18 protein-coding genes are annotated in these 19,584 nt (G+C 43.5%); 16 read left to right on the top strand and 2 right to left on the bottom strand.

The genetic code is table 11. The features are described 5' to 3' along the window. Window positions 1-304: 304 nt before the first annotated feature. Entirely contained in the window at window positions 305-2,572 is a 2,268-nt protein-coding gene (locus SST62_RS0106660) for a glycogen/starch/alpha-glucan phosphorylase (protein ID WP_029186747.1), read from the top strand. 24 nt (window positions 2,573-2,596) lie between these two features. Here SST62_RS0106660 and SST62_RS1000000112260 read toward each other — a convergent pair whose 3' ends face one another. Further along, complete coding sequence (locus SST62_RS1000000112260; protein WP_079267447.1) at window positions 2,597-3,175, bottom strand: VanZ family protein; 579 nt, start codon at window positions 3,173-3,175, stop codon at window positions 2,597-2,599. 112 nt (window positions 3,176-3,287) lie between these two features. Here SST62_RS1000000112260 and hemW point away from each other — a divergent pair, with 112 nt between their 5' ends. From hemW to galE, 7 genes are all read left to right on the top strand, one after another. Further along, window positions 3,288-4,415: a radical SAM family heme chaperone HemW gene (hemW, locus tag SST62_RS0106650; protein WP_029186745.1), complete on the top strand. Its 1,128-nt coding sequence runs from the start codon at window positions 3,288-3,290 to the stop codon at window positions 4,413-4,415. 181 nt (window positions 4,416-4,596) lie between these two features. After that, window positions 4,597-5,337: an acyl-ACP thioesterase domain-containing protein gene (locus tag SST62_RS0106645; RefSeq protein ID WP_029186744.1), complete on the top strand. Its 741-nt coding sequence runs from the start codon at window positions 4,597-4,599 to the stop codon at window positions 5,335-5,337. Next, the gene (locus tag SST62_RS0106640; RefSeq protein WP_029186743.1) at window positions 5,324-5,941 is read left to right on the top strand and encodes an NUDIX hydrolase N-terminal domain-containing protein; all 618 of its coding nucleotides are present in this window, start codon (window positions 5,324-5,326) and stop codon (window positions 5,939-5,941) included. Before SST62_RS0106645 ends, SST62_RS0106640 begins: the two co-directional genes overlap by 14 nt. 9 nt (window positions 5,942-5,950) lie before the next feature. Beyond that, window positions 5,951-6,724 (top strand): TIGR01457 family HAD-type hydrolase, encoded by a 774-nt coding sequence (locus SST62_RS0106635; RefSeq protein ID WP_029186742.1) that lies wholly within the window; start codon window positions 5,951-5,953, stop codon window positions 6,722-6,724. Continuing rightward, the gene (locus SST62_RS0106630) at window positions 6,714-7,328 is read left to right on the top strand and encodes a TIGR01906 family membrane protein (protein WP_029186741.1); all 615 of its coding nucleotides are present in this window, start codon (window positions 6,714-6,716) and stop codon (window positions 7,326-7,328) included. Before SST62_RS0106635 ends, SST62_RS0106630 begins: the two co-directional genes overlap by 11 nt. A gap of 83 nt (window positions 7,329-7,411) precedes the next feature. Further along, window positions 7,412-7,588, top strand: a complete 177-nt coding sequence (rpsU, locus tag SST62_RS0106625; RefSeq protein ID WP_000048054.1) for a 30S ribosomal protein S21 — start codon at window positions 7,412-7,414, stop codon at window positions 7,586-7,588. A 102-nt stretch (window positions 7,589-7,690) separates the two neighbouring features. Continuing rightward, window positions 7,691-8,704, top strand: coding sequence for a UDP-glucose 4-epimerase GalE (gene galE, locus SST62_RS0106620; protein ID WP_029186740.1), 1,014 nt, complete (start codon window positions 7,691-7,693; stop codon window positions 8,702-8,704). Window positions 8,705-8,785: 81 nt separating this feature from the next. On the opposite strand, the gene mscL is transcribed toward galE, so the two are convergent. After that, entirely contained in the window at window positions 8,786-9,166 is a 381-nt protein-coding gene (gene mscL / locus SST62_RS0106615; protein WP_029186739.1) for a large conductance mechanosensitive channel protein MscL, read from the bottom strand. A gap of 180 nt (window positions 9,167-9,346) precedes the next feature. On the opposite strand from mscL, the gene dnaG reads away from it, so the two are divergent. From dnaG to aguA, 8 genes are all read left to right on the top strand, one after another. After that, complete coding sequence (dnaG, locus tag SST62_RS0106610) at window positions 9,347-11,137, top strand: DNA primase (protein ID WP_029186738.1); 1,791 nt, start codon at window positions 9,347-9,349, stop codon at window positions 11,135-11,137. A 2-nt stretch (window positions 11,138-11,139) separates the two neighbouring features. Next, on the top strand, window positions 11,140-12,258 hold the full coding sequence (rpoD, locus tag SST62_RS0106605; protein WP_029186737.1) for an RNA polymerase sigma factor RpoD: 1,119 nt from the start codon (window positions 11,140-11,142) through the stop codon (window positions 12,256-12,258). A 651-nt stretch (window positions 12,259-12,909) separates the two neighbouring features. Next, the gene (locus SST62_RS0106600; RefSeq protein WP_002935553.1) at window positions 12,910-13,233 is read left to right on the top strand and encodes a metal-sulfur cluster assembly factor; all 324 of its coding nucleotides are present in this window, start codon (window positions 12,910-12,912) and stop codon (window positions 13,231-13,233) included. A 517-nt stretch (window positions 13,234-13,750) separates the two neighbouring features. Next, a complete protein-coding gene (locus tag SST62_RS0106595; RefSeq protein ID WP_029186736.1) occupies window positions 13,751-15,199 on the top strand; it encodes an aminotransferase class I/II-fold pyridoxal phosphate-dependent enzyme in 1,449 nt (482 codons plus the stop codon). A gap of 2 nt (window positions 15,200-15,201) precedes the next feature. Further along, on the top strand, window positions 15,202-16,059 hold the full coding sequence (gene speE / locus SST62_RS0106590) for a polyamine aminopropyltransferase (RefSeq protein WP_029186735.1): 858 nt from the start codon (window positions 15,202-15,204) through the stop codon (window positions 16,057-16,059). Further along, entirely contained in the window at window positions 16,059-17,318 is a 1,260-nt protein-coding gene (locus tag SST62_RS0106585) for a saccharopine dehydrogenase family protein (RefSeq protein ID WP_029186734.1), read from the top strand. Before speE ends, SST62_RS0106585 begins: the two co-directional genes overlap by 1 nt. Continuing rightward, entirely contained in the window at window positions 17,319-18,446 is a 1,128-nt protein-coding gene (nspC, locus tag SST62_RS0106580; protein ID WP_029186733.1) for a carboxynorspermidine decarboxylase, read from the top strand. Continuing rightward, window positions 18,443-19,546 carry an agmatine deiminase gene (gene aguA, locus SST62_RS0106575; RefSeq protein WP_029186732.1) on the top strand — a complete coding sequence of 368 codons (1,104 nt, stop codon included), beginning with the start codon at window positions 18,443-18,445 and terminating at the stop codon, window positions 19,544-19,546. The genes nspC and aguA overlap by 4 nt, the downstream gene beginning before the upstream one ends. The last annotated feature ends 38 nt before the right edge of the window (window positions 19,547-19,584 follow it).

Here is a 19,584-nt window from a genome sequence, read left to right as displayed (position 1 = left end):
GTTCGGGGAACCTTTGGAGGTTGGAGATGAAGCGAACTTTGTTCGCAACAGTCGTAATGGTCAGATTTGGAGTGTGAAACACGAACAAATCTGCCAATCAACCACTGCGCTGAGATGTTTACACGAACTCTGAGAAGCGTGGCTGGACTTTTTGCCCAGCCTCGTTTAAAAGACGAACCAATTTCTATTTGTACGGAAGTTGGCTTGTCTTTTTTTTATAAATAGGGTATAATTAAGAAAACGTTTACAAAGGCGGAGTGAAACCTTTCTGAATGATTACATTAATATATCCAGGAGAAGCCTTATGATTAATTTACAAAATTTTGTTCAGTCTATGTATGCCAAACGCATTGAAGATTGTACAGACCAAGAACTCTATTACGCCTTGCTTGCTTTTACAAAACAGCAGAGTGAAGCTAAGTATACAAATGACCAAAAGAAAAAGGTCTACTATATTTCAGCAGAGTTCTTAATTGGTAAGCTCTTGTCTAATAATTTAATCAACCTTGGTCTTTATGATGAAGTGAAAAGCCAGCTTGCAGCTGCAGGTAAGGACTTGATTGCTATTGAAGATGTGGAGATGGAGCCATCACTAGGAAATGGTGGTTTGGGTCGTTTGGCCGCCTGCTTCCTTGATTCCATTGCTAGCCTTGGTCTTAACGGAGATGGTGTGGGATTGAACTACCACTTCGGACTTTTCCGTCAGTTGTTCGAATACCACCAACAATCTGCAGTGCCAAACGAGTGGATTACACCACGTTCTTGGTTGACAGAATCCCCAATTTCTTACCAAGTACCATTTGCTAACTTTACCTTGACGTCTAAGTTGTACGATATCGATGTGCCAGGTTATAAGACCGAGCGGAAGAACCGTTTGCGTTTGTTTGACCTTGGTTCAGTTGATGACAATATTATTTATGATGGCATTGAGTTTGACAAGGAAGATATTTTCCGTAATTTGACCCTCTTCCTTTATCCAGATGATTCGACAGACGAGGGTAAAGTTCTCCGTATCTTCCAGCAGTATTTCATGGTGTCTAACGCTGCCCAACTCTTGATTGACGAAGCGGTTGCCAAAGGGTCAAACCTTCATGACTTGCCTGATTATGCAGTGGTTCAAATCAACGATACCCACCCATCCCTTGTCATTCCAGAATTGATTCGTCTCTTGGAACTTCGTGGCATTTCCTTCGATGAGGCAATCGAAATTGTTAAGAAAATGACTGCCTATACCAACCATACAATCTTGTCTGAAGCCCTTGAAAAATGGCCACTTGACTTCTTGAACCATGTGGTGCCTCACTTAGTACCATTTATTGAGGAGTTGGACCGCCGTGCCAAAGAAGTGAAAAATGATCCAGCGGTTAATATCATCGATGAGCATGGTCGTGTCCACATGGCCCACATGGATATTCACTATGGCTACTCTATCAATGGTGTGGCAGCCCTTCATACTGAGATTTTGAAGACATCTGAGTTGAAAGCCTTCTACGAGCTTTACCCAGAGAAATTTAACAACAAGACTAATGGTATCACCTTCCGCCGTTGGCTCATGCATGCTAACCCAAGATTGGCTAGCTATCTTGATAGCCTACTTGGACATGGCTACCACCATGATGCCAGCGAGTTGGAAAAACTCTTAGAATATAAGAATGACAAGGAATTAAAATCTTGGTTAGAAAAAACCAAGCAACACAACAAGCGTAAGTTGCAACGTCATATTGCTAAGACGCAAGGTGTGGAGGTTAATCCAGAATCCATCTTTGATGTGCAAATCAAGCGTATGCACGAGTACAAACGTCAGCAGATGAATGTTCTCTATGTTATCCATAAGTATTTGGATATAAAGGCAGGCAATATCCCAACTCGTCCATTGACAGTCTTCTTTGGCGGAAAAGCTGCTCCTGCCTACACAACGGCTCAAGATATTATCCACTTGATTTTGGTCTTGTCACAGGTTATCAAAAATGATCCAGAAGTAGCACCACACTTGCAGTTGGTTATGATTGAAAACTACAATGTAACGGAAGCTAGCTTCATCATCCCAGCGGCAGACATTTCAGAGCAAATTTCTCTTGCATCCAAAGAAGCATCTGGTACTGGTAACATGAAATTCATGCTCAACGGTGCCTTGACTATCGGTACAGACGACGGTGCCAACGTGGAAATTCATGAATTGGTCGGCGATGAAAATATCTACATCTTCGGTCAAGATAGCCAAACTGTTATCGACCACTATGCAAATGGAACCTACCATCCATATGCCTTCTATGAGCGCGAAGCTATCCGTCCATTGATTGATTTCATCACTTCTGATACCATTCGTCAGGCTGGTGGTATCGATGAGCGTCTATGGCGCTTACAGGATAACCTCAAGCACAATGACCACTTCATGACCTTGCTAGACTTGGAAGACTATATTGCGACCAAGGAAAGAATGTTAGCTGATTACGAAGACCGTGACAGCTGGTTGGATAAGGTTATCGTCAACATTGCAAAAGCAGGTTTCTTCTCATCAGACCGTACCATTCAACAGTACAACGAAGATATCTGGCATTTGGAAGCGAAATAGAAACTAAAAAATGATCTTTCGGGGTCATTTTTTCTGTATTCTATTTTTGAAAGAGTGGGCGATTGCGGATTGTCCCAAGAAGTTTCCAAGGGCAAAGCCAGAGGCGTTAAGCAAGATGTCGCCAAGGTCAAAGAAGCCTAGTGAAAAGAAGAATTGACAGGCTTCAACTAGCAATATGGCCCCTACAAAGAGAGAAAGTTTTTCCCAAGAAAATGAAAAAAGCAACCCAAGTGGCAAAAAGAGTAAGAGGTTAAAGACCAATATAGCAGGATTGAGAAATAGGTCTTGAGAGAAGGTGCTAAGGAGATCCCAGTTGACACCTCTGACGCCCATGCTTTTGAAAAAGAGGAGGTAGATCAGTAGAAAACCATAGCATCCATAGAAAAACAAAAGAGTCAGTCGGGAAATGCCTGGCTGATAGACCAGTCGAAATAGAGTAAAGCAAACCCCAGTCATCAATAGTATTGCTGTAAGACTAGGTAAAAAATCAACCGTCATAAAAATGGTCGAGAACTGGTAAAAAAGAAAGGTCATAAAGAGCCAGCAGCAGAATAAAAATGATAAGATAGTGTTGATGACATCATAGAATCGTTCTTTGTTCATGACTTAATTCCTTTTGTAGATTTTGTAAGTTTACTATATTATATCATTGTTTTGAGGGGGAAGTGATGGCTGTAAAAAATATTTTTAGTGACAGTGTGCTATAATAGTTGGTATGAAAAAACGACCGACATCTGCCTATATCCACATTCCATTTTGCACCCAGATTTGTTACTACTGTGACTTTTCCAAGGTCTTTATTAAGAACCAGCCTGTTGATGAGTATTTGGCAGCCCTCATGGAAGAGGTCAAGTTTTACGACCTGCCAGCCCTCCGCACGCTTTATATCGGAGGCGGAACACCATCGGCTCTCTCGGCAGACCAGCTAGATTATCTCCTGACCAATCTGGAGGACTTGCTGGACTTGTCACAGCTGGAAGAATTCACCATTGAGGCCAATCCAGGTGACTTGACGGCAGACAAGATTGCGGTTCTGAAAAAGTCCAAGTGCAATCGGGTGTCGTTGGGTGTTCAGGCCTTTGATGACCGTATGCTGAAAAAAATCGGTCGTAGCCACAACCAGGCCCAGATTTATGAAACCATTGCAGCCCTCAAGGAAGCGGGTTTTCACAACATTTCCATTGACCTGATTTATGCCCTGCCTGGTCAGACCATGGAGCAGGTGGTGGACAATGTCGCCAAGGCCTTGGAGCTGGACATTCCCCACATGAGCCTCTATAGCTTGATTTTGGAGAACCACACGGTCTTCATGAACCGCCAACGCCGTGGCAACCTGCATCTGCCCAACGAAGATGTGGAGTCGGATATGTTCGACTACATCCTACAAGAGCTAGAGAAAAACGGCTTCGAGCACTACGAAATCTCCAACTTCACCAAACCTGGTTTTGAAAGTCGCCACAACCTCATGTACTGGGACAACTCGGAGTACTATGGTCTAGGAGCAGGAGCATCTGGCTACATCGACGGCATGCGCTATCGCAACCGAGGCCCCATTCAGCACTACCTCAAATCCATCCGCGAAAAAGGCCATTCTCGCTTACACGAAGAATTTCTCAGCCAGACCGAGCAGATGGAAGAAGAGATGTTTCTGGGCCTACGGAAAAAAACTGGCGTGTCCATTGAGCGATTCGAGGAAAAGTTTGGCATTTCCTTTGAAGACCGCTACGGTCAGGTGGTCAGGGACTTGAAAAATGAAGGTCTCTTGCAAGAAGAAGACCGTTGGCTTCGGATGACCAAAAAGGGATTGTTTCTTGGCGATACAGTTGCCGAGCGTTTCATATAGTCATTCATTTTGTTTTATTACTTCGACGAGCGAGGAAACTTCGTTTCCTTATTTCCAACTTCAAACACTCCACTGGAGTATTTGAACTCGCTTTGCTGTACTCCAGTACAGCCTGCAGCTCGTTGCCTAGTACTAAAAGCAAACTGAAAGACTATACTTTAAGACTAGAAAGATTAACATTATGGGACTAAGCTACCAAGAAGAGTTCACCATTCCTTTTGATATGGTGGATGTTAAACAAGAAATCAAACTGCCTGACTTTATTTCCTACTGTCTTGGTGTGTCAGGTCGGCAGTCGGAAGAACTGGGTCGTAGTGACCTCTATGTTTTTCAGGAATTTGGCTTGATTTGGGTTGTGACAGATTATGAACTAACTATTCAAAGCCTGCCCAAGTACAATGAAACCATTGTCATTAAAACAGAAGCGGTTGCCTACAACAAGTTTTTCTGTCATCGGATGTTCTATATCTACGGTGAAGCAGGCAATCTCTTGCTGGATATTCTTTGTTATTTTGTCCTGATTGATTTTGAAACTCGCAAGGTGGCGCCTGTGCCAGAAGCCTTGATTGCCCCTTATCAGTCTGAGCAGGTCAAAAAATTGCCTCGGGCTCCTAAGTATCAGCTCTTGGAAAATCCGTCTGTCCAAGAATTTCCTGTTCGCTATTTTGACTTGGATATGAATGGGCATGTCAATAATGGCAAGTATCTGGAATGGATGTATGAAGCACTGGGTTATGATTTTCTGCTCTGCCATGTTCCTAAAAAAATCCAACTCAAGTATCTTAAGGAAGTAGAGGCAACTAGCTTGGTGAGTTCGCGTATGGTGGCAGAAGCTGGTGTTAGTCAGCATGAGATTGTGGTAGATGGGCATATTCATGCGCAAGCTGTTATAGAATGGAGGGAAAGTCATGTCGCAGGATAAGTGGTTGGAATGGGCCGTACGTTTACAAGCCTTGGCTCAGACAGGCTTGGCTTATGGAAAAGATGTTTATGACATGGAACGATTTGAGGAAATCAGACAGATTGCGGCGGAAATGTTGGTAGAGCCATCTGGACAGCCCTTGGAAGTGGTGAAAGACTTGTTTTGCAATGAAACTGGCTATCAGACACCTAAGTTGGATACCCGCGCAGCTATTTTCCAAGAGGATAAAATCCTGCTAGTACAGGAAAATGATGGGCTCTGGTCCTTGCCAGGTGGTTGGTGCGATGTGGACCAGTCGGTCAAGGACAATGTTGTCAAGGAGGTCAAGGAAGAAGCGGGGCTGGATGTGGAGGCTCAGCGTGTGGTGGCAATTTTGGACAAGCACAAGAACAATCCTGCCAAGTCAGCTCACCGCGTGACCAAGGTCTTCATTCTATGTCGCTTACTCGGTGGTGAATTCCAGCCCAATTCGGAAACTCTTGCCAGTGGCTTTTTCAGTCTAGATGACTTACCACCGCTCTCACTTGCGAAAAATACAGCTGAGCAGTTAGCACTTTGCTTGGAAGCTAGTCGGTCTGAGCATTGGGAAACACGATTTGATTAAGGAGAAAGTATGACTTATCAAGGTTATTTGATTGATTTGGATGGTACGATTTATGAAGGGAAAAAGCGGATTCCTGCTGGTGAACGTTTTATTCATCGCTTGCAAGAACGTCAGATTCCCTATTTATTCGTGACCAACAACACCACCCGCCGTCCTGAGATTGTGCAGGCTATGTTGGCTGAAAACTTTAACATTGAAACACCGCTTGAAACTATCTATACAGCCAGTTTGGCGACAGTAGATTATATGAATGATTTGGGCAAGGAAAAGACAGTCTATGTCATTGGAGAAGACGGGCTCAAGTCTGCTATTTTTGAAGCAGGTTATGTGGAAGACACGGAAAATCCAGCCTATGTTGTTGTCGGTTTGGATACTCAGTTAACTTATGAAAAACTAACCATTGCTACCTTGGCTATTCAAAAGGGAGCGACCTTTATCGGTACCAATCCTGATTTGAACATTCCGACTGAAAGAGGTCATTTGCCAGGAGCAGGCTCCCTTATTGCACTTTTGAAAGCTGCAACCCGAGTAGAGCCGACCTTTATCGGTAAGCCTGAGGCCATTATCATGGACAAGGCTCTGGAGATTTTAGGTACAGAACGCAGTCAAACGGTTATGGTGGGGGATAACTACCTGACGGATATTCGCGCAGGGATTGACAATGGATTTCCAACTCTTTTAGTATTGACTGGCTTTAGCAAGCCAGATGAGGTTGCTAGTCTGCCTATAGCTCCAACCCATGTCCTCGACAGTTTAGATGAATGGAGTTTTGATGAGAACTAAGTTACAGATTATCGGAACGATTTTATTTGTCTTGTCGGCAGCAGTTCTAGGAACCATCTACTTAGCTTGGCTAGTTTATCCGTTTGAGATTTCTTTTTTGGGGTTGGAAAAAGTGGTCTACATGAAAGCGGCAGATATTTCTTATAATTTCAATATCCTGATGAACTATCTGACCAATCCATTTGCAAGTGTTTTAGACATGCCAAATTTTTCATCCTCAGCAAATGGACTCAAACATTTTGCGGATGTGAAAGTTCTCTTTCATCTGGCACAGTTTATCTTCCTGATTAGTTTGCCCGCGGTTTTCTATTTTTTGAAAGATGTAGTGCGAAAAGGATATGGCAAGCTCTATCGAACTGTTTTTATGTGGATGGTACTAGCTCCTTTGCTTATTGCGCTAGTGGGCTTGCTGATTGGTTTTGATAGCTTTTTTGTTCTCTTCCATCATCTGCTCTTTCCAGGTGATTCGACCTGGCTCTTTGACCCGTTGAAAGATCCGGTTATTTATATACTTCCACAGGAATTTTTCCTTCATTGTTTTATTATTTTCTTTATCCTATATGAGTTGCTTTGTTTGATGTGGCTTTGGAGAGTTAAAAAATAATATTAGCCAAGAAAAACCACTTGACAACGCAGTGAATTTACAGTAAAATGATTAAGACTTTGAAATTGAGGGGAGTGAAAATAATGTCAAAAACAGTAGTACGCAAGAACGAATCACTTGATGATGCTCTTCGTCGTTTCAAACGTGCGGTTACTAAAGCTGGTACTCTTCAAGAAACACGCAAACGCGAATTCTACGAAAAACCATCTGTAAAACGTAAACGTAAATCAGAAGCAGCTCGCAAGCGTAAAAAATTCTAATTGAATTTGAACAGCCTTCGGGCTGTTTTTTTGTTTACTTTTCACCCTATGTAACATATAATAGATATATAAAATTTTGTCCAAGTGAAAAGGAGAGCATACATGAGTATTTTGGTTACAGGTGGAGCTGGTTATATTGGTAGTCACACGGTTGTAGAGTTGTTGAAGTTGGGAAAAGAAGTCGTCATCGTAGATAATCTATCCAACTCTAGCATCTTAGTCTTGGACCGAATCGAAGCAATCACAGGCAAACGCCCAACTTTCTATGAGCTAGACGTGGCAGATAAGGTTGCCTTGCGTCAGGTTTTTGAAAAAGAAAACATTGAGTCAGCTATTCACTTTGCAGGCTACAAGGCGGTTGGTGAGTCTGTTGAAAAGCCAGTTATGTACTATGAAAACAACATCATGTCCACCTTGGCTTTGGTAGAAGTCATGGCAGAATTTGGTGTTAAGAAAATAGTCTTCTCATCTAGTGCAACGGTTTACGGTCTTAACAACCCATCACCTTTGGTGGAAACCATGCCAACCAGTGCAACCAATCCTTATGGCTATACAAAAGTCATGTTGGAACAAATCTTGCGCGATGTGGAAGTGGCAGACAAGGACTGGAGTGTTGCCCTTCTCCGTTATTTCAACCCAATCGGTGCCCATGAATCAGGCTTAATCGGTGAAGATCCAGCAGGTATTCCAAACAATCTCATGCCATTTGTGGCACAGGTAGCCGTAGGTAAGCGTCCAGAACTCAGTGTCTTTGGTTCGGACTATGACACAGTAGATGGAACAGGTGTTCGTGATTACATCCACGTGATTGACTTGGCACTTGGTCATATCAAGGCCTTGGAAAAAATTTCGACAACCTCAGGTGTGCATACCTATAACCTTGGTTCTGGTCAAGGAACTAGTGTACTGGAATTGGTTCAAGCCTTTGAAAAAGTCAATGGCGTGCCAGTACCGTATAAGATTGTAGACCGTCGGCCAGGTGATGTAGCAACTTGCTATGCTAACGCAGACAAGGCTCTGGCTGAACTCAATTGGAAAACAGAGAAAACCATTGAAGATATGTGCCGTGACACATGGAATTGGCAGTCTAAAAATCCAAATGGATATGAAGGATAAGAAAAGATGTGAGTGTTGGCTCACATCTTCTTTTTCATAGTACAAAAAACAGGCATGGTGCCTGTTTCACTATCTTATTGATTATTTTTTCAACAAGTCACGGATTTCTGCAAGCAATTCTTCTTGAGTTGGACCTGCTGGAGCTTCTTCAACAGCAGCTTCTTCCTTCTTAGCCAAGCTTTGTGCTTTTTCAGCAGCCTTAACAATGAAGAAGAGAACAGTACCAACGATTAAGAAGTTGATAACAGCACTCAAGAAGTTACCGTACATAACACCGTTCCATGACAAGTCAGCAATTTTGTCTGCACCAGCAGCTTTCAAAGCTGGCGTCAAGAACAATGGAGTAATTACATCTTCAACCAATGATTTAACGATTGCACCAAATGCAGATGCAATAATCACACCGACAGCCAAATCAATCACGTTTCCACGGAACAAAAAGGCTTTTAAATCTTTTAACATATCCTAAATATGTCCTTTCATAAATATTTTACTCTATATATTATAACCATTAAAAATATTTTACAAGTAATTTGTTTCAGAAATTTTACATTTTGACTTTTTTAGTATAAAATAGAGTATGCTAAACTAAGGGGATAGTGTCCACTTTTCGATTTAGAAAAAAGATATTGAGGAGGAAATATGCTGTCAAAAGATAGAATAACAGAAATTAAACAAGCCCTCAATATCGTGGATGTGATTGGTGAATCTGTCGCATTGACAAAAGCTGGACGGAATTATGTCGGTCTCTGTCCATTTCATGGGGAAAAGACACCTTCTTTTAACGTTGTTGAAGACAAGCAGTTTTACCATTGTTTTGGTTGTGGGAAGTCTGGTGACGTCTTTAAGTTTGTAGAGGAAACACGTGGAATTCCCTTTGCAGATGCAGTTGCTGTTTTAGCAGAAAAAGCTGGGTTTCAGCTAGAAGTTTCATCTGTCAGTCATTTTCAGCCCAAGAAAGAAAATCCTCATCAGCTTTTATACGACATACATAGTGATGCGGCTAAGTTTTATCATGCCTTGTTAATGACCACAAAAATGGGAGAGGAAGCAAGGAACTATCTTCACCAACGCGGATTAAGTGACGAAGTTATTAAGAATTTCCAGATTGGTCTTGCACCAGAAGGGCAAAATATTCTTTATCAAAAACTTTCTCAGCAATACGATGAAGACAGTTTATTGCACTCGGGTTTGTTTAATCCTAGCGAGCAGAATATGATTTTTGATGCCTTTCAGTCTCGAATCATGTTTCCTCTGGCAGATGAATATGGGAGGATTATTGCTTTTTCTGGACGGATTTGGACAGAAAAAGATTTACAAAACAAGCAGTTAGCCAAGTATAAAAATTCTCGTAGCACAGCTATTTTTAATAAGAGTTACGAATTATATCATTTGGACAAGGCAAAGGCTGTCATCAAAAAACAGCGGGAAGTTTATCTGATGGAGGGCTTTCTGGATGTTATCGCGGCCCATCGGGCTGGTATTGACAATGCAGTAGCTTCTATGGGAACGGCTCTTACTCGAGAGCACGTTGGCCATTTGGCTAAGTTCTGTAAGAAGTTAGTTTTGACCTATGATGGTGATAAAGCTGGTCAAGCGGCTACTATGAAGGCTTTAGACGAATTGCGAGATTTTCAGGTGGAAATAGTTAGTTTGCCTGATAATATGGACCCGGATGAATTTTTACAAAAAAATTCTGAAGAAGCCCTGTTACAAGTCTTAACCAAGTCTAGGATAAGTGATGTAGAATTTTTAATCGACTATCTGAAGCCCGAAAATCCGGATAATTTGCAAATGCAGATTGATTTTGTGGATAAGATTGCCCCAATCATTGCAAAGGTCTCGTCCATTACAGCTCAGAATTCCTATATTTATAAGGTAGCTGAGGTGCTTTCGGACATTGATTATAGTCAGGTGGAGCAGGCAGTCAATGCCGTTCGCTTAAATCAACGTCAACAACGCAGCCAACAAATCCAATCCCAACAAGTTGAGCAGTCCTTCCAGATTCCAGCTCAGCCCTTGGTTCGCCTTACCAGTCTCATTCGAACGGAGAATCACTTGCTCTATCGCATGGTTGAACATCCGTATATTTTAAATGAATTTCGACTGAGAGAAGATTTTTATTTTGCTACACCAGAATTGCAGGTATTGTATGAATTGTTGAAAAATCAAGGTGAGATTAGTAGCTTTGACTTATCTCACTTGGAAGATAGTGTTCAACAGGCCTGGTATCGTATCTTGGAAGAACGATTACCAGAAGAAGTAGGTCAACACGAGATAGAAGAATTAGAGTTGCGACGAGACAAAGAACTCTTGCGAAAGGAAAATCAACACCTGACACGGAAAATTCGTGAACATTCCCATGTGGGAAATACCGATATTGCCCTCGACGAGTTGGCTCAACTTCTCGAGAAAAGAAAACAGATGGAGTAAGTATGACAAGTAAAAAAGATAAAAAGACAGAAGTAACAACTTTTGATGTACAAGTTGCTGAATTTATTCGAAACCATAAAAAACAAGGTTCAGCTACAGACGATGAAATCAATGATCAACTGGTTATTCCATTTACGCTTGATGCTGACGGAATCGATGATTTGCTCCAACGTATTCAGGACGCAGGGATTTCAATTGTTGATAAGGATGGAAATCCATCAGCACGTGCGATGCAGGTTGAAGAAGAGCAAGAATTATCTGACGAAGAATTGCTTGGAAGCACTTCTGCAAAAGTGAACGATCCAGTCCGCATGTATTTGAAAGAAATTGGTGTTGTACCTCTTTTGACCAACGAGGAAGAGCAAGAATTGGCATTGGCGGTTGAAGCAGGTGACCCAGAAGCGAAACAACGTTTGGCTGAAGCCAACTTGCGTTTGGTTGTTTCCATTGCAAAACGCTATGTCGGTCGTGGTATGCAGTTCCTTGATCTTATCCAAGAAGGAAACATGGGCTTGATGAAGGCCGTTGACAAGTTTGACTACTCTAAAGGTTTCAAGTTTTCAACCTATGCAACCTGGTGGATTCGTCAGGCTATCACTCGTGCCATTGCGGACCAAGCACGTACAATCCGTATTCCTGTTCACATGGTGGAAACAATCAACAAATTGGTTCGTGAGCAACGCAATCTCTTGCAGGAATTGGGCCAAGATCCAACTCCTGAGCAAATCGCTGAGCGTATGGATATGACGCCTGAGAAAGTTCGTGAAATCCTTAAGATTGCCCAAGAGCCTGTTTCTTTGGAAACACCAATCGGGGAAGAAGATGACAGCCATTTGGGAGATTTCATCGAAGACGAAGTCATTGAAAATCCAGTTGATTACACAACTCGTGTCGTTCTTCGTGAACAGTTAGATGAGGTATTGGATACTCTTACTGACCGTGAGGAAAACGTATTGCGTCTTCGTTTTGGTTTAGATGATGGTAAAATGCGCACTCTTGAAGATGTTGGTAAAGTCTTTAACGTAACCCGTGAACGCATCCGCCAAATCGAAGCCAAAGCCCTCCGTAAACTCCGCCACCCATCCCGTAGCAAACCACTCAGAGACTTTATTGAGGACTGATAAGTGCCAGTGGCACTTATCAGGTCGCTTGCTAAAAATTTGAAACAAGCGAACGTCCAGTGGACGTTTTTAACGCCTGCTTGAAAATAAGAGAGCAGGCTGATCCAGTGGTGTTTTAACCCGAGCCTAGAAATAGGAAAGCGAGGAATAAGCCTACGGATAGGCTTTCTCAACGTCCGCCTAAAATTCCGAAAGCGGACAAATGCCCGTGGCACTTATCAGGTCGCTTGCTAAAAATTTGAAACAAGCGAAAGTCCGGGAGAGGTTTTGACACAAACTTGGTTTGTTTCATCTCCAACCTTCAACAGTCTCCCAGACTGTTGAAGCCTGCTTGAAAATAAGAGAGCAGGTCTAATATTCTGGGGGAGATGATCGACGTTTCTCATATCATTCGACCATAATGATGTGAGAAACTAGTAAGTCGTCTAGGCAATTCTATTGGGAATTGCCGTTTGTTAAGTAGTTTTTTGAAGCACTCAACTTTGGCGAGTTGAACCGCTACTCTTGAAATTAGAAAGCGAGCGTCCAGTGAACTTATTTTGACACAAACTTTGTTTGTTTCATTTCCAATCTCCAATAGTTCATGGCTTATTTGGATGAAATTTTTGTTCATTTAGATGACATTGCAACAGTGAAAAGAAAGAGAGAAAAATGACGTACACAGAAGATCAAATTAAAGACATTCAGGAGCGTATTTTTCATGCTCTTGAAGATGTGATTGACCCAGAGTTAGGGATTGATATTATCAATCTAGGTTTGATTTACGAAATACGTTTTATCGAAGGTAAGGCTGAGATTGATATGACTCTGACAACCATGGGTTGTCCATTAGCTGATCTAATCACCGATCAAATTCATGATGTACTGAAGGATGTTCCTGAAGTAACAGAAGTAGATGTGAGACTGGTTTGGTCACCAGCTTGGACCGTTCAAAAAATGAGTCGTTATGCTCGAATTGCATTAGGAATTAAATAAAAAAAACAAAATGGTTTCGAACGTTTGAAGCCATTTTTTTATTAATGTTTGGATTTTTTGTAAAAAATATTAAAAATTATACTTGTCAAAGAGAAATTTCCGTGTTACAATAAACAGGCCTAGGAAAAGTAGTCATACCTATTCTAGCAAATATCAGACCTATATGGGATGAGTAGCTCTGCTATTGATCATAACCAAAGCCTACGGACAGGCGGGTCGAATGCCGAAGCGTGGCGTAAGCCACATTATTGATAGGGTTAAAAGCCTACATTTTATAAGTTGATGTTAGGAAGGATTTCCTAATTTCTAGTTTTGTCAGTGTGGTGAAAGCACACGTCATCTTGTGAAACGGTCAATAAAGTACGTATATATTTGCACTGGAGAGTAGGAAACGGTAGGCACATAAACTCAAGAGAAGAATAAAAAACGTCAATTTGGATTGTAGAGCAGGATGAACCCTGCTCTTTTTACTTGTTTAAAAAGGGTGGGAGTCCATCAAGCAAAGGAGTTTTTCAATATGAAAAATCAACACCAAGCCCCTATTTATCAGGGATTGGTACAGTTACGCCGAAAAAGGATTGTTCCCTTTGATGTCCCTGGACACAAACGAGGGCGCGGAAATCCAGAGTTGGTCGAACTGTTAGGAGAAAAATGCGTGGGGATTGATGTCAATTCCATGAAGCCCTTGGATAATCTAGGGCATCCTGTCTCCATTATCCGAGAGGCAGAAGAATTGGCGGCAGAAGCCTTTGGTGCTAGCTATGCCTTTCTCATGGTTGGAGGAACCACTTCTTCCGTCCAGACCATGATTCTGGCGACCTGTAAGGCGGGCGATAAGATTATCCTCCCCCGAAATGTCCACAAGTCAGCCCTCAATGCCCTTGTCCTTTGTGGCGCCATCCCTGTCTATGTGGATATGAGCGTGGAGCCACGGATTGGCATTGCTCTTGCCTTGGAAAATGATGCCTTTGAACAGGCCATTGCAGAACACCCTGATGCGGTGGCGGTTCTAATCAACAACCCGACCTACTATGGAATCTGCTCGGATCTGCGTACCTTGACTGAGAAAGCTCATGCAGCGGGTATGAAAGTTTTGGTAGATGAGGCTCATGGTGCGCATTTGCATTTTTCGGACCAATTGCCAGAGGCGGCTATGGATGTGGGGGCTGATATGGCAGCTGTTTCCATGCATAAGTCAGGTGGTAGTCTGACCCAGAGCTCGCTTTTATTGGTCGGTCCAGATATGAATGTGGAATACGTTCGCCAGATTATCAATCTGACCCAGTCGACATCCGCTTCCTATCTCTTGCTGGCTAGTCTGGATATTTCACGGAGAAATCTGGCCCTTCGTGGGAAAGAGTCTTTTGAAAAAGTCATTGAAATGTCTGAGTATGCTCGTCGTGAAATCAATGCTATCGGTGGCTACTATGCCTATTCTAAAGAATTGATTGATGGCAAAACGGTGCATGATTTTGATGTAACCAAGCTCTCCATCTATACGCAGGGCATTGGTCTAACAGGGATTGAAGTCTATGATTTGCTGCGGGATGAGTACGACATCCAGATTGAATTTGGTGATATTGGCAATATCTTGGCTTATATTTCAATTGGTGACCGCTTGCAGGACATCGAGCGGCTGGTGGGGGCTCTGGCTGACATTAAGCGACTCTATTCACGAGATGGTTCGGACCTGATTTCAGGTGAGTACATCCAGCCGCAACTGGTCTTGTCACCGCAGGAGGCCTTTTATGCAGAGCGGGAAAGCCGTTCCCTGCAAGAAGCAGTTGGTCAGGTCTGCGGGGAATTTGTTATGTGCTATCCGCCAGGTATTCCTCTTTTGGCCCCTGGAGAACGAGTGACCCAGGAAATTGTTGACTACATCATCTTTGCCAAGGAGCGCGGTTGCTCCGTCCAAGGTACGGAAGATCCAGATGTCAACTACATAAACGTTATAAAGGAGGGCTAAAGATGGAAATGTGGTTTTCAGAAGTCCAAACGCCAGATGTTAAGTTATCCATTCGCACCAGTCAACAACTTTATGCTGGCAAGAGTGAGTTTCAGGACATTGCTGTGTTGGACTCGCCAGCCTTTGGAAAGATTTTGACCCTTAATGGTCGAGTTCTCTTTTCAGATGCGGACGACTTTGTCTACAATGAGATGGCAGTACATGTACCAATGGCAGTTCATCCAAATCCTAAGAAAATATTGATTTTGGGTGGAGGAGATGGTGGCGTTGCCCAAGTTCTCAGTATGTATCCTGAAATCGAACGCATTGACGTAGTAGAGCCAGATGAACTCCTTGTGGAAGTTTGTCGTCAGTATTTCCCAGACTATGCATCAGGACTTGAAGATGAGCGTGTAGAGGTATATTTGCAGGATGGCCTGCGATTCTTGCGCAATTGTGAAAATGAGTATGACATCATCATCAATGATGCGACTGATCCATTTGGACATACGGAAGGGCTCTTTACCAAGGAATTTTACGGCAACGCCTACCGAGCATTGAAAGAAGATGGCATCATGGTTTACCAACATGGTTCGCCATTCTATGATGAAGATGAGTCGGCTTTTCGTTCCATGCATCGGAAGGCTAGTCAATCATTTCCCATTAGTCGTGTCTATCAAGCCCATATCCCAACTTCAGCAGCAGGTTATTGGTTATTTGGATTTGCTTCTAAAAAATACCATCCAATTGAAGATTTTGACAAGGAAAAATGGAAGGCGCGACAGCTTTTCACAGAATACTATACCGCTAACCTCCACATCGGAGCATTTCTCTTGCCTCGATACGTGGAAGACATTTTAGAAGAAGAGGAGAAAAAATAATGAGTCGTTTGTTAGTTATTGGTTGTGGCGGAGTTGCCCAAGTTGCCATCAGCAAGGTTTGCCAGGCAGGAGATAGCTTCAAGGAAGTTATGATTGCCAGCCGTACCAAGTCCAAGTGTGATGATTTGAAGGCTGCCCTAGAAGGAAAAACTTCCGTAAAAATTGAAACTGCCCAAGTGGATGCGGACAAGGTAGAAGAAGTGATTGCCTTGATTGAAAGCTACCAGCCAAAAGCTGTCTTGAACGTTGCCCTGCCTTACCAAGACTTGACCATCATGGATGCCTGCTTGGCGACGGGCGTGGACTATATTGATACGGCCAACTATGAGTGCGAGGACACCGAGGACCCTGAATGGCGGGCCATCTACGAAAAACGCTGTGCTGAAGAGGGCTTTACAGCTTATTTTGACTATTCATGGCAGTGGGCTTATAAGGAGCGTTTTGAAAAAGCAGGGCTGACTGCTCTTTTGGGATCCGGATTTGATCCAGGTGTAACCAGTGTATTTTCTGCTTACGCATTGAAACATTATTTCGATGAAATCCACTATATCGACATCCTCGATTGTAACGGTGGAGACCACGGCTATCCATTTGCGACCAACTTTAACCCTGAAATCAACCTGCGTGAGGTTTCAGCACCAGGTTCCTACTGGGAAAATGGCAAATGGGTGGAAGTCGAAGCCATGTCTATCAAGCGAGAATATGACTTCCCAGAAGTGGGTCAGAAAGACATGTATCTTCTCCACCACGAAGAAATCGAATCACTGGCTAAAAACATTCCAGGTGTCAAACGAATCCGCTTCTTTATGACTTTTGGTCAATCCTACTTGACTCACATGAAATGCTTGGAAAATGTTGGACTCTTGCGGACTGACCCAATCAACTTTAACGGACAAGAAGTAGTGCCAATTCAATTCCTCAAAGCTCTCTTGCCAGACCCTGCCAGCCTTGGTCCACGTACTGTTGGGAAAACCAATATTGGTTGTATTTTCACAGGTATCAAAGACGGTATGGAGAAGACAATCTACATCTACAACGTATGTGACCACCAAGAGTGCTATAAGGAAGTTGGTTCGCAGGCTATTTCCTACACAACTGGCGTGCCAGCCATGATAGGAACCAAGCTAGTTATGGACGAGACTTGGAAGAAACCAGGTGTCTACAACTTGGAAGAATTGGATCCAGATCCATTTATGGACTTGCTCAATCAATACGGCTTGCCTTGGCAAGTAGTAGAAAATCCTGTTTTGGTGGACTAGATGAGAATCGATCAAGTCCCAACACCAGCCTATGTCATTGATGAAGCTAAGCTGGTAAAAAATCTAGAAATTCTCAAGTCTGTCCAAGACCGCACAGGCTGCAAGGTGTTACTAGCCCAAAAAGCCTTCTCCATGTATGCCACTTACCCCCTAATCAGTCAGTATCTGGCTGGCACAACCGCATCAGGACTTTACGAAGCCAAATTAGGTCGTGAAGAGTTTGGAGGTGAAGTCCATGTCTTTGCTCCAGCCTTCAAGGAGGCGGATTTGGAGGAGATTTTGGAGATTGCGGACCATATCGTCTTTAACTCAGAGCGCCAGTTGCGCAAGCATGTGGACAAATGCCGAGCAGCTGGAGTCAGTGTCGGCCTGCGGATCAATCCAGAATGTTCGACCCAAGGGGATCATGCCCTCTATGATCCCTGCGCAACAGGTTCACGTTTTGGTGTTCGCATTGACCAGTTTTCAGAAGACCTGCTGGACTTGGTGGATGGCCTGCATTTTCACACCCTCTGTGAGCAAAATTCGGATGATTTGAAAACAACCTTGGATGCTGTTGAGGCCAAATTCGGTCCCTACCTCCACCGTATTAAATGGCTCAATATGGGTGGAGGCCATCATGTGACCAGGGGGGATTATAATCTAGATTTGCTGATTTCCTCTATCCAGCATATGCAGGAAACCTATGGATTAGAAGTCTACATTGAGCCCGGCGAGGCCATCGCCCTCAATGCGGGCTATCTGGTGACAGAAATTTTAGACATTGTCGAAAATGGCATTGAGACGCTGGTTTTGGATGCTTCGGCTACTTGCCATATGCCAGATGTCTTGGAAATGCCCTATCGTCCACCGTTGCGAAATGGCTTTGAGGCTGGAGAGAAGGCTTTTACTTACAGACTGTCTTCCAATACCTGTCTGACGGGCGACATCATCGGCGATTATTCCTTTGAAAAGCCTGTGGAGATTGGCGACAAGCTCTATTTTGAAGATATGGCCATCTATTCTTTTGTCAAAAACAATACTTTCAACGGCATCGGTCTGCCAAGTTTGGTCTTGATGGACAAGACTGGTGACTGCCGAATTGTTAAGAGTTTTGGTTATAAAGATTTCAAGGGGAGGTTGTCATGATAGAAAGTCCAAAAGCAGCTGGCTACCGCATGCCTGCTGAGTATGAGCCTCATCATGGTACCCTAATGGTGTGGCCGACTCGCCCAGGATCCTGGCCCTTTGATGGTCAGGGGGCAAAAAAAGCCTTCAGCCAGGTCATTAAAACCATTGCTGAGAGCGAGCAGGTCTATCTCTTGGTCGATGAGGCACACCGTGAGGAGACCCAATCCATGCTGGGTGATGTTGTAACCTACCTGGACATCCCTACCAACGACGCTTGGGCGCGTGACACAGGTCCGACGGTTTTGGTTCATGAAAATGGCAGAGCTTTATCTGTCGATTGGGCTTTTAACGCTTGGGGCGGAAGCTATGATGGTCTTTATCAGGACTATGAGGCAGATGATCAGGTGGCTAGTCGTTTTAGTCAGGCCATTGGTCTGCCAGTTCATGATGCCCATCCCTTTGTTCTTGAAGGCGGAGCAATTCACAGTGACGGTGAAGGAACCATCTTGGTGACCGAATCCTGTTTGCTGAGCCCAGGCCGCAATCCTCTTCTGACCAAGGTCCAGATTGAGCAAGTGCTTCTAGATACTCTCGGAGCTGAAAAGGTTCTCTGGCTTCCATACGGAATTTTCAATGATGAAACCAATGAACACGTGGACAATGTTGCGGCCTTTGTCGGCCCAGCTGAGATAGTTTTAGCTTGGACGGATGATGAGTCAGACCCCCAGTATGCCATGTCCAAGGCTGATTTGGACTACTTAGAAGAGCAAGTGGATGCCAAAGGCAGAAAGTTAACCATTCACAAACTGCCTATTCCCAAACATCCCATTCTGGTGACAGAAGAGGATTTGCCAGGCTATGTCTATGAAGCGGGGGAGGAAGAAAGGACTGTTGGAGAACGCTTGGCGGCTTCCTATGTGAATTTTTACGTCAGCAACGGTGCGGTTCTGGTGCCCCAGTTTGATGATGAGCATGATGCGCAGGCACTGCATCTCCTAGCGCAGCTTTTTCCAACCAGAAAAGTCGTCGGCATACCAGCCCGCGACATCCTGCTAGGAGGTGGGAATATACACTGTATCACCCAGCAAATTCCACTTTATGGGGCTAAATGTCCCTGATATAGCGTCAAGTCGGTTTGGCATACTCTAGTATAGCC

This window comes from Streptococcus suis YS56 (assembly GCF_000440115.1).
Taxonomy (GTDB): domain Bacteria; phylum Bacillota; class Bacilli; order Lactobacillales; family Streptococcaceae; genus Streptococcus; species Streptococcus suis_L.
This window is presented reverse-complemented; position numbering and strand designations above follow the sequence as displayed.